13 protein-coding genes are annotated in these 13,160 nt (G+C 62.7%); 12 read left to right on the top strand and 1 reads right to left on the bottom strand.

Annotation, left to right across the window (positions count from 1 at the left end):
* Positions 1-430: 430 nt before the first annotated feature.
* Positions 431-1,642 carry a hypothetical protein gene (locus R6254_RS13350; RefSeq protein ID WP_318407454.1) on the top strand — a complete coding sequence of 404 codons (1,212 nt, stop codon included), beginning with the start codon at positions 431-433 and terminating at the stop codon, positions 1,640-1,642.
* Positions 1,639-3,993: a heavy metal translocating P-type ATPase gene (locus R6254_RS13355; RefSeq protein WP_318407455.1), complete on the top strand. Its 2,355-nt coding sequence runs from the start codon at positions 1,639-1,641 to the stop codon at positions 3,991-3,993. Before R6254_RS13350 ends, R6254_RS13355 begins: the two co-directional genes overlap by 4 nt.
* A 110-nt stretch (positions 3,994-4,103) precedes the next feature.
* Here the strand turns inward: R6254_RS13355 and R6254_RS13360 are convergent, their stop codons facing one another.
* Entirely contained in the window at positions 4,104-4,298 is a 195-nt protein-coding gene (locus tag R6254_RS13360) for a heavy-metal-associated domain-containing protein (protein WP_318407457.1), read from the bottom strand.
* Between the two features lie 184 nt (positions 4,299-4,482).
* Between R6254_RS13360 and R6254_RS13365 the strand changes: the two genes are divergently transcribed.
* The 10 genes from R6254_RS13365 (at position 4,483) to R6254_RS13410 (ending at position 13,108) form a co-directional block, all read left to right on the top strand.
* Positions 4,483-6,897 (top strand): heavy metal translocating P-type ATPase, encoded by a 2,415-nt coding sequence (locus R6254_RS13365; RefSeq protein ID WP_318407458.1) that lies wholly within the window; start codon positions 4,483-4,485, stop codon positions 6,895-6,897.
* A gap of 2 nt (positions 6,898-6,899) precedes the next feature.
* A complete protein-coding gene (gene cueR / locus R6254_RS13370) occupies positions 6,900-7,334 on the top strand; it encodes a Cu(I)-responsive transcriptional regulator (protein WP_318407459.1) in 435 nt (144 codons plus the stop codon).
* A 30-nt stretch (positions 7,335-7,364) separates the two neighbouring features.
* Positions 7,365-7,736: a hypothetical protein gene (locus R6254_RS13375; protein WP_318407460.1), complete on the top strand. Its 372-nt coding sequence runs from the start codon at positions 7,365-7,367 to the stop codon at positions 7,734-7,736.
* Positions 7,737-7,822: 86 nt separating this feature from the next.
* Positions 7,823-8,128, top strand: coding sequence for a copper-binding protein (locus tag R6254_RS13380; RefSeq protein WP_318407461.1), 306 nt, complete (start codon positions 7,823-7,825; stop codon positions 8,126-8,128).
* Positions 8,125-8,760: a hypothetical protein gene (locus R6254_RS13385; protein WP_318407462.1), complete on the top strand. Its 636-nt coding sequence runs from the start codon at positions 8,125-8,127 to the stop codon at positions 8,758-8,760. Before R6254_RS13380 ends, R6254_RS13385 begins: the two co-directional genes overlap by 4 nt.
* A gap of 50 nt (positions 8,761-8,810) precedes the next feature.
* Positions 8,811-9,164, top strand: a complete 354-nt coding sequence (locus tag R6254_RS13390; RefSeq protein WP_318407463.1) for a heavy-metal-associated domain-containing protein — start codon at positions 8,811-8,813, stop codon at positions 9,162-9,164.
* Complete coding sequence (locus tag R6254_RS13395; RefSeq protein ID WP_318407464.1) at positions 9,161-9,565, top strand: hypothetical protein; 405 nt, start codon at positions 9,161-9,163, stop codon at positions 9,563-9,565. The genes R6254_RS13390 and R6254_RS13395 overlap by 4 nt, the downstream gene beginning before the upstream one ends.
* Before the next feature lie 126 nt (positions 9,566-9,691).
* Entirely contained in the window at positions 9,692-11,077 is a 1,386-nt protein-coding gene (locus R6254_RS13400; RefSeq protein WP_318407465.1) for a TAXI family TRAP transporter solute-binding subunit, read from the top strand.
* Between the two features lie 78 nt (positions 11,078-11,155).
* A complete protein-coding gene (locus R6254_RS13405) occupies positions 11,156-11,644 on the top strand; it encodes a thioesterase family protein (protein WP_318407467.1) in 489 nt (162 codons plus the stop codon).
* Positions 11,645-11,782: 138 nt separating this feature from the next.
* On the top strand, positions 11,783-13,108 hold the full coding sequence (locus R6254_RS13410) for an IS1182 family transposase (protein ID WP_318407468.1): 1,326 nt from the start codon (positions 11,783-11,785) through the stop codon (positions 13,106-13,108).
* Positions 13,109-13,160 lie beyond the last annotated feature (52 nt).

A 13,160-nucleotide genomic window follows, 5' to 3' on the forward strand; every position in this document is an offset into this window, starting at 1 on the left:
GCCTGGCTGGACGGTACGCAAAAAACGCTCCGTAGGTTGGGGCCTACGGAGCGTGGGTGTCATATCTTGCCAGCAAGATTGCGTGAGGAGAACATCATGAAGTTGATCTTGGTCATCAAGGGTGAGGGTCATTCAAGTCAAGCTCGACGTCATCCATCAAGCCGGAGCATCGCCATGCCTCGCCCGAACTACCAGTATTGCATCGACGCCGGCAACAAGCCTAACGGCGTCCGTGTGAGCCCATGAAACATCGAAGCCCTGCGAGCAGCCGCCCTATGCGACTACACGTCTGCAAGTTCAAGCGCATTCCAAGATGACGGCCGTTCCCACGTCGTCTTCTCTGCCTGCCTGCGACAAAGATTGCGCCGTGGCGGCATCCATCGAAACCCTGAACCGCAGTTGTTATTGCCTGAGCCTGGACGAAGATGCCTTGCGCAGGGCGCTGGAGGCTGATCTGGGCAAACGCGGCCTGTCCCTTGCCATGGTGGAAACCCATCCGCACCTTTTCGCCTCGGTGCCGATGTTTGTCTCACGGGATCATCTTGAAATCATGGCGCGCGTCGTGAAGGCTGTGGAAGCAGTCGCTGCGACGCCGCTGTTTCGCCAGGCAGCGCTGGCATGGGCACCCAAAACAGCACGCCACGATCCCGGGTCGCCCGGAGGACTTTTGGGCTTCGACTTTCATCTCGGCGCCACAGGGCCGCAGGTCATCGAGATCAACACCAATCCAGGCGGCGCCCTGCTCAACACGGTCCTTGGACGGGCGCACCGCTCTTGTTGCGCGGATGCAGCGGGCCTTGCGATGGCGCCTCTGGACCCGGATGCCGTTGAGGAAGCACTGTTCGAGGTGTTCATGACGGAATGGCGTTTACGGCACAAAGAAGCTCCGCTGCGGACTGTGGCGATCGTCGACGAAGCGCCTCAGCAGCAGTATCTCTATCCGGAGTTTCTTCTTTACCAACAACTCTTCAGCCGTCATGGCATAGAGGCCCTGATCTGCGATCCCGGCGATTTGCTCTGGAAGGATGGCCAGCTGTGGAACGAGAACAAAGTCATCGATTTTGTCTACAACCGCCTGACTGATTTCGCGCTGACGCAGCCGGCCCATGCAGCGCTTGGTCGCGCCTACCAGGCCGATGGGGCGGTTGTTAGCCCGCACCCACGGGCCCATGCCGTTTATGCCGACAAACGAAATCTGATCTTGCTGTGCAAGGAATCCTTCCTGCGCGAAACAGGTGTGGCCGAAGATGTGATGGCGACGCTGCTGGGCGCCATTCCGCGCACCGAGGTCATGACGAAGGAAAATCGCGAGGCCTTGTGGGCCAACCGGCGCCAGCTGTTCTTCAAACCCGCCGCAGGCTATGGCAGCAAGGCCGCTTACCGCGGCGACAAACTCACCAGGCGCGTGTGGGAAGAAATGGCAGGCAGTACTTATGTGGCGCAGGCGCTGGTAACGCCCAGTGAGCGCACCATCGCCGGCGCGCCGGCAGCCACAGCCTTGAAAGCCGACGTTCGTGCCTACGCCTACGCGGGGGCGGTGAAGCTGGTCACGGCGCGCCTGTACCAGGGGCAAACCACCAACTTCCGCACGCCTGGCGGTGGCTTCGCACCTGTATTTTCACAAGCAAGGAGCGCAACATGAACGCACAAGACGGCCACCCACACCACACGCACGATCCTCAAGCGGCATCGCCGACCTCGACGGAACTGAAGGACCCCGTGTGCGGGATGACGGTGACCGACAAATCGCCGCATGTGTTGCAGCACGAAGGAAAACCACTTCACTTCTGCAGTGCCGGCTGCCAAAGCAAGTTCGCTGCCGATCCCGCCAAATACACAAGCGCATCGCTCGGCTCCGCAAGTCCCCCACCTCGCACAACCGAAGCGGCGCCAGTCGGCGCTGTCTATACCTGCCCCATGCACCCGGAGATCCGGCAGGATCATCCAGGCCACTGCCCCAAGTGCGGCATGGCGCTCGAGCCGCTCATGCCTGGCCTGGAGGACGATGAAAACCCGGAACTGAAGGATTTCCAGCGGCGCTTCTGGTGGACGCTCCCGCTCACCCTTGTGGTCACCGTGCTGGCCATGTTCGGGCACCAGTTGGGCTGGTTCGAGATGGCCACGCAGAGTTGGGTGGAGCTGGTGTTGTCGCTGCCCATCGTGTTGTGGGCGGGTTGGCCATTTTTTGTGCGCGGCTGGCAGTCCGTCATCAACCGCAGCCCGAACATGTGGACCTTGATCGGCTTGGGCACCTCGGCGGCTTTCATTTACAGCGTGATCGCCACGGTGGCGCCCGATGTCTTCCCACCATCGTTCGTGGCCATGGGTCGCGTGGCCGTCTATTTCGAGGCGGCCGCCGTCATCATCTCGCTGACCTTGCTGGGACAGATTCTGGAGCTCAAGGCCCGCTCCCAGACATCGGCCGCCATCAAATCATTGCTGCGTCTGGCACCCAAGACGGCGCGGCGCATCCGGCCCGACGGCAGCGAAGAGGACGTGCCTCTGACCCATGTCCACGAAGGGGATCAGTTGCGAGTGCGCCCCGGTGAAAAAGTGCCCGTGGACGGCATCGTGACCGACGGTAGCAGCGCTGTCGATGAATCCATGCTCACCGGCGAACCCATGCCCGTGAGCAAACGCGCCGGAGACAAGCTGATAGGTGCCACGATGAACACCTCGGGCGCCCTCGTCATGCGTGCGGAACGCGTCGGTTCTGCGACCGTCTTGGCGCAAATTGTCCAGCTGGTGGCCCAGGCCCAGCGCTCCAGGGCACCGATGCAGCGCATGGCCGACCATGTGGCCGGCTACTTTGTGATGGCGGTTGTCGGGATCGCCGTGTTGACGCTGTTGGTGTGGGGATTTTTCGGCCCGCAACCGAGCTGGGTCTACGGCCTGATCAATGCGGTGGCCGTGTTGATCATTGCCTGTCCCTGCGCGCTCGGCCTGGCCACGCCCATGTCCATCATGGTCGCCACGGGCCGGGGTGCCACGCAAGGCATTTTGTTTCGCGACGCGGCGGCGATCGAGAATTTCCGCAAGATCGATACCCTGATCGTGGACAAAACCGGCACCTTGACCGAAGGCCGCCCGGCGTTCAACAAGGTGGTGCCCGCGGCCGGCTATAGCGACGATGAGGTGCTGCGGCTGGCGGCCAGCCTGGACCAGGGCAGTGAACACCCCTTGGCGGAAGCCATCGTGCGTGCCGCACGCGAGCGCGGCCTGGCACTGGCCAAGGTGGATTCCTTCGAGTCCGGCACGGGTATTGGCGTGCGCGGCGTGGTCGAGGGTCAATCACTGGCGCTGGGCAACGTCACGCTGATGGCGCAGGAAGGTGTGGCCATCGACGCCATGCAAGCCGATGCCGAAGCCCTGCGGATGGAGGGCGCCAGCGTCATGTCACTGGCCGTCAATGGCCAACTGGCGGGGCTCTTGGCCGTGTCCGACCCCATCAAAGAAAGCACGCTGGTCGCGCTGCAAGCTTTGCGCGAGGCCGGGATTCGCATTGTCATGGCCACGGGTGATGGCCTGACCACGGCCAAAGCAGTCGGCCAGCGACTGGGCATCGACGAAGTCCATGGCGAGGTCAAGCCCGCTGACAAGCTGGCGCTGGTTGAGCGGCTGCAGGCCGAAGGGCGGGTGGTGGCCATGGCCGGCGACGGTATCAACGATGCGCCGGCTCTGGCCAAGGCCGATGTCGGAATCGCCATGGGCACCGGCACGGACGTGGCGATGAACAGTGCGCAGGTCACCTTGGTCAAGGGCGATCTGCGCGGTATTGCGACAGCGCGCGAATTGTCCCAGGCGACGATTGCCAACATGAAGCAAAACCTGGGCTTCGCTTTTGTCTACAACGCGCTGGGCGTGCCCTTGGCCGCCGGCCTGCTTTTCCCCTTCACCGGCTGGTTGCTGTCACCCATGATCGCGGCCCTGGCGATGAGTCTGAGTTCGGCCTCAGTGATCAGCAACGCCTTGCGCTTGCGTCGTGGGGGCTGAGCTATCGACGATCTCCATCGAGCCTCTTAGCGAGCGTCAACAGGCGCTCAGGCGAAAAAAAATCCACCGGGCCTGAAGCAGGCCGGGTGGGTGTTCTGGACAAATGCTGTTTACGCGGCAGGCGGGTAACCCGCCTCCGTCAGCGCCTCAACAAAGGCCGCGCGGTCCTCGCTGGACTCAATCTTGACCTTTTTGCTGGCCACGTCCACCTCGATTTTGGCCTCGGGATCAACCAGCTTGACGGTGCGGTTGACCATGCCGGCGCAGTGACCGCAGGTCATGTCTTGCAATTCAAATTCAATCATGGGGTACTCCTGAAATAATGGAAAACCTGACTCTAAACCTTGCCCCCGTGGCAAGGTCAAAGCCTGTCGCACCATACCCACATGACATCCCGGGGATTGATGTCAAGCCGCTTGACCTTACCATTGTGGGAAGCTTGACACTTGCCTCATCGCCCGTCAAAGGGCACCACACCAGAGGAAACCCATGAACACCGCAGCCCTGCAGACAGCCGGCCCCTTGCAACAAATCGACTGGACTTTGCCTGTAGAAGGCATGACCTGTGCTTCCTGCGTGGCACGGGTAGAAAAAGCGCTGGCCGCCATCCCCGGCGTGGGCGAGGCCAGCGTCAACCTGGCCACCGAGGTGGCCAGTATCAAGACCGACAAACACGTGGCACTCGACGTGTTGCGCGCTGCCGTCGAAAAAGCCGGTTATTCGGTGCGCGAGCAGTCGCTGCAACTGAAGGTCGACGGCATGACCTGCGCCTCCTGCGTGTCCCGCGTTGAAAAAGCCCTCAAACAAGTGCCCGGCGTGGCCTCGGCCGAAGTGAATCTGGCGACCGAAACCGCCGAGGTCAAGTTCGTCGGCCGCGAGAACAACCTCGCGGCACTCATCGCCGCAGTCGACAAAGCCGGTTACAGCGCCCGTCCCGTGACGCAGGATGCCTCCACCCCAGCCGCCAAAACCGCCAACGACTGGTGGCCGGTGGCGGTGGCGGCGGCGCTGTCCCTGCCGCTGGTCATCCCCATGTTCGGCCTGTTGTGGGGTTCCGAGTGGATGTTGCCCGGCTGGCTGCAACTGGCCCTGGCCACCCCGGTGCAGTTCTGGCTGGGCGCCCGTTTTTACCGCTCAGGCTGGAAAGCGCTCAAGGCGCGGGCCGGCAACATGGACTTGCTGGTCGCCTTGGGCACCTCCGCCGGTTATGGCTTGAGCGTTTACCTGTTGTGGGCCCATCGCGATCACGGCATGCCGCACCTTTATTTTGAAGCCTCGGCGGTGGTAATCACTTTGGTTCTGTTGGGCAAATGGCTGGAAACCCGGGCCAAACGCCAGACCACCGAAGCCATACGCGCGCTGAACGCCTTGCGGCCTGAGACCGCACGGGTGCGGCGCGACGGCCAGGACATCGAGCTGCCTATCAGCCAGGTGCGCAAGGGCGATCAAGTCGTGATCCGGCCCGGCGAACGGGTGGCGGTGGACGGCGTGGTGCTTGAAGGCGCCAGCCAGATCGACGAGTCCCTGATCACCGGCGAAAGCCTGCCCGTCGCCAAACACGCGGGTGACAAGGTCACCGGCGGCTCGGTCAATGCCGAAGGCCTGCTGGTGGTGGAAACCACGGCCATAGGCGCGGAATCCACCCTGGCCCGCATCGTCAGGCTGGTGGAATCGGCCCAGGCCAAGAAGGCGCCTATCCAGCGCCTGGTGGACCGGGTCAGCGAAGTGTTTGTGCCGGTGGTGATCGGCATCGCGCTGCTCACCTTGCTGGGCTGGGGTCTGGGCACCGGCAACTGGGAGGTCGCCATTCTCAATGCCGTGGCGGTGCTGGTCATCGCCTGCCCCTGTGCCCTGGGCCTGGCCACACCGACGGCCGTGATGGCCGGCACCGGTGTGGCCGCGCGGCATGGCATTCTGATCAAGGACGCGGAAGCCTTGGAAGTCGCCCACAAGATCAAGATTGTGGCTTTCGACAAAACAGGCACCTTGACCGAAGGCAAACCCGAGCTGGTCGCTGCCGACACCGTGAACGGTGACCACGCCGCATTTTTGATCGCCAGCGCTTCGATTCAGGCCGGCAGTGAACACCCGCTGGCCCGCGCCGTGCTGGAGGCCGCCAGCCGCGAAGGCTTGCAAGCCATGCCGGCCACCGAAGTCCGTGCCATTGCGGGCCGCGGCATGGCGGCCGTGGTCGGCCAGCGTGAGTTGCGCCTGGGCAGCACACGTTTCATGGAGGAGCTGAAGGTGGACCTGGGCGTGCTGACGGCCCGTGCGAGCGAGTTGCAGGCGCAGGGACGCACCGTGTCCTGGGTCGCCGACGTGACCGGTCAGCCCGTGTTGCTGGGCCTGCTGGCCTTTGGCGACACGCTCAAAGCCACGGCCGCACTGGCTGTCGCCAAGTTGCACGAACAAGGTGTACGCGCCGTGCTCGTGACCGGTGACAACCGCGGCAGCGCCGAGATGGTGGGCCGGCAACTGGGCCTGGATGACATCCGTGCCGAAGTCCTGCCCGAAGACAAGGCCAGGATCGTCGCCGAACTCAAGGCTGGCGGCCTGGCCGTGGCGATGGTCGGTGACGGCATCAACGATGCACCGGCGCTGGCGGCGGCCGACGTGGGTATCGCCATGTCCACCGGCACCGACGTGGCCATGCATGCGGCCGGCGTGACCCTGATGCGCGGCAACCCGGCCCTGGTGGCCGATGCCATCGATATCTCGCGCCGCACCTATGCCAAGATTCGCCAGAACCTGTTCTGGGCCTTTGTCTACAACGTGGTGGGGATTCCGCTGGCGGCTTTCGGCCTGCTCAACCCGGTGATCGCCGGCGCCGCCATGGCTTTTAGCAGTGTCAGTGTGGTGACCAACGCCTTGATGCTGCGCCGCTGGAAAGGAAGCAACACATGACCATGAACCCACTCGCTGCAGGCCCCTTCAATATTGGTGAAGCCGCGCGCCAATCGGAGGTCTCCGCCAAGATGGTGCGCCACTACGAGTCCTTGGGCCTGCTGCCCAGCGTGCACCGCACGGATTCGGGCTACCGCCAATACACCGACAAGGAAGTGCACACCCTGCGTTTTATCAAACGTTCGCGCGACCTGGGTTTCAGCATGGCGGAGATTGCCGATCTGCTCAAGCTCTGGCAAAACCGGCGCCGCCCCAGCGCGGACGTGCGGCGCATTGCCATCAAACACGTGGACGATCTCAACCAGCGCATGGCGGAGATGGAGGCCATGAAACACACGCTGGAACACCTGATCCACGGCTGCCAGGGCAACCAGCGACCGGACTGCCCGATTCTGGATGAGTTGGGAAAATCACCCACACCTGCCGCCAAAAAATGAACTTTCCGGGCGGGCCCGTATCATCAGGGGATGCGTTATTTGCTCATCGCCCTCATGATCGTCTTGCTGCCTGCGCGCGGCTGGGTCGGCCATGCAATGGCGATGGACATGGCGGCGCAACAAGTGATCATGGCCCAGACAGCGGTGTCAGCCGAGCTAGACACCATGCCTGAAGACTGTCCCATGCATGCCCAGGCTGCGGACAGGATGGACAAGCCAGCCGAGACCGCAGGCACACACTGCAACAGTTGCGACACCTGCGAGTTGTGCCTGGCGCTGGCTTCTTTCAGTTGGGCCGATGGGCCAGCCCACACTTTCGCACCGCAGGCCGGGCCGCTGGCCCACGGCAGCCGCTTCAGCAGCGCGGACAGCGTCCCGGGCATCAAACCGCCCATTTCCTGATCTCCATGCCCAAGGTGCGTCCGCTGTAGACCGGCTGGCGCTTTATCAGGGGCAGCGTTTGTGCTGCCCGCCTTTTGGAGATTGACATGTGGAAATATTTACCCGCGCTGCTGCTTGCGGCGCTTCACCTGGCGCCTGCACACGCGGCCCCGCCTCCGGGTACAGAACCCGAGTCGGTGAAAGCCCAGGTCGTGAAAGTTGACGCGCGCCGCGGCACCGTCCTGCTCAAACACGACGCCATCCCGAGCATAGACATGGACGCCATGACCATGCCCTTCAAGGTCAAGGAGGCCGCCATGTTGGCGGGCATCCAGGCCGGCGACAAGGTGCGTTTTTCCGTGCAGGTGCAGGACGACGACTTGCTTATCACACACATCGAGGTGCTGAAATGAAGCGCTGCTTGATGGCCCTGGCCTTGGCCGCCGCCGCGTCGGCGCAGGCCGGGCCCATGGGTTTCAAGGACAGCACCATGGCCATGGGCGACTTCAGCCCGAACTGGCGCGAGGCCTGGGTTAACCATGCCTTGACCCCGCGCGACGCTCTGGGGGCCGGTGGCCTGTTCATGCGTTCGGACGACCACCGCCTGCGTCGCGAGTTTGCCGAGCTGACTTACACCCGGCTGCTCAAACGTATCAACGGCGAACACTCGCAGGCCAACTTCTGGTTTGTGGGCGGCGCCGGGGAACTGCGCGGCAATGATTTTGCAGGCAGCAAAACCATGCTGGCACCGGGTGTGTCGGCCGACTACGAAACCACGCGTTTTTACGCCTCGGCCACCTGGCGGCTGTACCGTGCGCCCGGCATCAACCATGACTTTGCCTCGGTGCGTACCGGCTTTTCGTTTTACGAAGTCGATTACGACGAGATCCAGCCCTGGTTCATTCTGGAAGCGCGGCGCATGCGCGGCCTGTCGGAAAAAACCGAGATCACGCCCATGCTGCGTTTTATCCACAACCGCTATTTTGTCGAGATCGGGGTCAACAACATGAAGCAGGGCCGCTTCAACTTCATGTACATCTTCTGAGCCCCACCAGACCCACCAGCCCCATCAATACCCGCATTCAAGGACTTATCATGACCTCCTCTTTTACTCTCAAATTTATAGCTGCCTGCGCAAGCGCCACCTTGGCTACAGGCCTTTTTTCCTCTGCCATGGCGGCGGAAAGCATCAAGGTGACGGTCAACGGCATGGTCTGCGCTTTTTGCGCACAAGGCATTGAAAAACGTCTGGCAAAAATGCCGGCGACCCAAGCCGTTTTTGTGGACCTGAAGAAAAAAATCGTGGCCGTGGAAGCCAAAGACGGCCAGACCCTGGACGGCCCCGCCATCAGCCACGAAATCACCGAAGCCGGTTACGACGTGGTGAAACTGGAAACCGTGCAGCAGTCTGTGGCCGAGATCAAGGCCCAGACCAAGGCCGCCAAATGACGCAGCAGTCCCTGGATGCCAGCGGCGGCAAGGCATCGGCCTGGTCGTCCTGGGTGGCGCTGTTCGCCAGTTCCGGCACGCTGGTCTGCTGCGCGCTGCCGGCCCTGCTGGTGGCGCTGGGCGCCGGTGCGGCGCTGTCCACGCTGGTGTCAGTCGTTCCCGGCCTGGTCTGGCTCAGCGAATACAAGGGCCTGGTGTTTGGCGCGGCGGGCGTGATGCTGGCCCTCAGCGGCGTGTTGCAATGGCAAAACCGCTTTGCGCCCTGCCCCGTCGACCCGGCACTGCGGCAGGCCTGCCTGCGTACCCGCAAAACTTCGGCACGGGTGTATAGCGCCAGCCTGCTGCTGTATGTCGTGGGCGGCTGGTTTGCCTTTGTCCAGCCCTGGCTGCAGGACTTATAAGCACGCCTCTTTCGCTATAGTTTCAATAGCTGCTTGCGCCCCATGCTAAAGGGCTGTAGGCCTTTTTCTTATGAATTTTGGAATATACGGCGGATATCAGTCGCTAGGGCCGTGCTATGGTGGCGCATGTCGAAAAACATACGCTACACCCTGCTGTCACTGCGCGACCTGCTTGTGTCCGTCGGTCCGTTTTTGCTGCTGGCCGTGGCCCTGCTGGCGCTGGCTTACTGGTGGCTGGACCCGAACCCGCCCAAACGCGTGACCCTGGCCACCGGCCCGGCGCAAAGTGCTTATGACGAGTTTGGCAAACGTTACGCCAGAATCCTGGCCGAAGACGGCATCGAGGTCGTGCTGCTGCCCTCACAAGGTTCGGCCCACAACCTGCACTTGCTGCGCAAGGGCGAGGCCGACCTCGGTTTTGTGCAGGGCGGCACCAGCGAGGAACGGCCCGAGGACGAAGACAAGCTGGAATCGCTGGGCAGCCTGTTTGTCGAACCTGTCTGGCTGTTTTACCGCGAAGACGCTGCGCGCAAACTTCTGGACGCCAGCCCCCCCGGTTCAAAGCCTAAGGCAGACAAGGCAAGCGACGGTCAGACCACCTTGAATGCATTGACGCAGCTAGAGGGCTGGCGCGTCAATACCGGCACGCCGGGCAGCGGCATTCCCAACCTCATGAACAAGCTGCTGGCCAGCAACAAAGTCGATCCTTCCGCGCTCAAGATCTCCGCCCTTGAGCAAACACCCGCCACCATGGCGCTGCTGGCCGGCGAGCTGGACGCCATTGTGTTTGCGTCCGCGCCCGAGTCATTGATGGTGCAGATGTTGCTGCAAACCCCCGGTATTGCGTTGATGGATTTTCCGCAAAGCGAAGCCTACTCGCGCCGCTTTTCCTTCCTGACCCCGGTGGTCTTGCCGCGCGGCGTGGTGGACCTGGCAGCCAACATTCCGCCGCACGACGTGCGGCTGGTGGCGCCCACCACCGCACTCATCAGCCACAAGGGCACGCACCCGGCGCTGCTGCAGCTGTTTGTGCAGGCGGGCAACCAGATCCACGGCAGCGCCGGGTGGTTCAAGCGCGCCCGTGAATACCCCAACCTGGCCAACAACGAGTTGCCGATTTCCGCCGAAGCCGAACGCGGCATCACGAACAACAAGCCTTTTTTGCAGCGCTACCTGCCCTTCTGGGTCGCCAACCTGGTCGAACGCATGTGGCTGGTGATGGGCATCATCATCGCCATCATGCTGCCGCTGTCGCGCATCGTGCCGCCGCTTTACGCGTTTCGCGTGCGCTCGCGTATCTTCAGATGGTATGGCCAGCTGCGCGACATCGAGCAGCGGATTGACAGCGGCGACACCGACCACCAGGCGCTGTTTCAAGAACTCAGAAACCTGGAAATCCGCGCCGAAAAAATCAGCGTCCCGCTGTCCTACACCGATGAGTTGTATGCGCTGCGCAGCAACATCCACCTGGTGCGCAAAAAACTGCAGCGCGCCGACACCACCACGGAATAGTTTCGGGGTCTGCAGCGTCGCCGCTGTCTTGGCCCATCCCCAGGGAGTTTTGCCTTGTCCGGACTACTGAGAAATTTGTTGAGCATTGTTTGGGCGCTGTTCCACTACCGCAGCACCAGCGCCTTGTCGCCCACCGTGGCGCATTTTTTCGTCACCCCGCTGGATACCGGCCTGGCCACCTTGAAAAGCGACAAGTACCTCCAGATGGCCGAGTCCGCCCAGTTCGACTACGTGATCAAGACAGCGCTGATCCACCCCATGCTGGCGAAAGGTTACAGCTTCGTCAACGCCTCCCAGATGATCAAGTTTGTGAAGCCGGTCCGGCTCTTCCAACGCGTGCGGGTGGAATCACGGGTGATGTATGCCGACGACAAAAACGCCTGGTTTTGCCACACCTTCACGGTGGAAAACATCAAACACGCCGAAGTTCTGGTGAAGATGAAGTTCAAACACGGCGGCATCACGGTTCCGCCGGAAAAGTTGCTGGGCGTGTTCAAAGGCGCCAAGCCGGCTGGCATCCAGGCTTGGGATGAGGCGCTGGCTGCCGCTTCACCCGCTTTTCAGTGAAGTTGTGTCTTTCAGCCGCATGGCAGGGAGAGCACCACATGGAGACGGGCGTGGCCCACTACTGTCCGGAGGGCAAGACCTAGGAGTCTGCGCGGCAGAAGCGTGACGAGTTCGAGAAGGCTTGGTAGATTTGCGGTCATGGCCGCAAGTTACCTCCCCTACGAACCGCAGCAGCAAAGGCTGCTGCCCGATGCGCTGCAAGACTGGTTGCCCGAAGGGCATCTGGCGTACTTCATCTGCGACAGCGTCGACAGTCTGGATCTGAGCGCCTTTCACGCCCGGTATGCCAAGGGTGGGCCGCGCAACCAGCCGTTTCACCCGGCCATGATGGTCAAGGTCCTCATCTACGGCTACGCCACGGGCACCTTCAGCTCGCGCAAGCTGGCGGCCAAGCTGCACGAAGACGTGGCCCTGCGGGTGCTGGCCGCAGAGAACTACCCGGCGCACCGCACGCTCTCGGACTTTCGCGCGCTGCACCTGCAGGAGTTGGCGGCCCTGTTCGTGCAGGTCGTGCGCCTGGCGCGCGAGTGCGGCCTGGTCAAGCTGGGCACCGTGGCAGTGGATGGCACCAAGCTCAAAGCCAACGCCAGCCGCCACAAGGCCATGAGCTACGAGCGCATGCTCAAGGCCGAGGCCGAACTCAAGGCGCAGATCGACGGTCTGCTCAACCGGGCAAAGGCGGCCGATGACCTGGAGAAGAACGAGCCCGAGCTGGACATTCCCGGGGAGATCAAGCGCAGATCCGACCGGCTGGCCGCGATCACGGCGGCCAAGCTGCGGCTGGAGCAGCGCCAGCAAGAGGCCGATGCCGCGCGCGGGCGCAGCAACGACGACCAACGCAAGCCCCGCGACAAGGACGGCAAACCCAAGGGCGGGCGCTACAAGCGCGACTTCGGCGTTCCCCAAGACAACGCGCAGGAGAGCTTCACCGACACGGACAGCCGGATCATGAAGCGCGCAGGCGGCGGCTATGACTACAGCTACAACGCGCACACGGCGGTGGACGAGACCGCGCAGATCGTGGTGGCGGCCGAACTCACCAACAACGCCGCCGACAGCGATCGTCTGCCCGTGCTGCTGGCGGCAGTGAAAGCCAACCTGGGCGAGGATGCCGCTCAAGTGCTGGCCGATGCGGGGTTCCGCTCGGAGGCAGTGTTCGAGCAGCTCAAGGACAACCCGAGCGAGCTGATCGTGGCGCTGGGTCGTGAAGGCAAGCAAGCCGTGGCCATCGACGCCAAACAGTATCCACACACCGCAGCGATGGATGCCAAGCTAAAGACGCCACAGGGTCAGGCGGCCTACCGCAAGAGGAAGTGGGTCGTGGAGGCGCCCAACGGGTGGATCAAGAGCGTGCTGGGGTTCAGGCAGTTCAGCCTGCGGGGACTGCAGAAGGTCCAGGCCGAGTTCAAGCTCGTGTGTCTGGCGCTCAACCTGAGGAGGATGTGCAGCTTGCGAGGCACTTGAGGGGGATCGAAGACCGTAGGGGCCGCGCAAACCCCTCATCAGAGGCTCCAAC

Origin of the sequence: Polaromonas potterensis (assembly GCF_033446725.1) — a bacterium.
Lineage (GTDB): Bacteria > Pseudomonadota > Gammaproteobacteria > Burkholderiales > Burkholderiaceae_C > Polaromonas.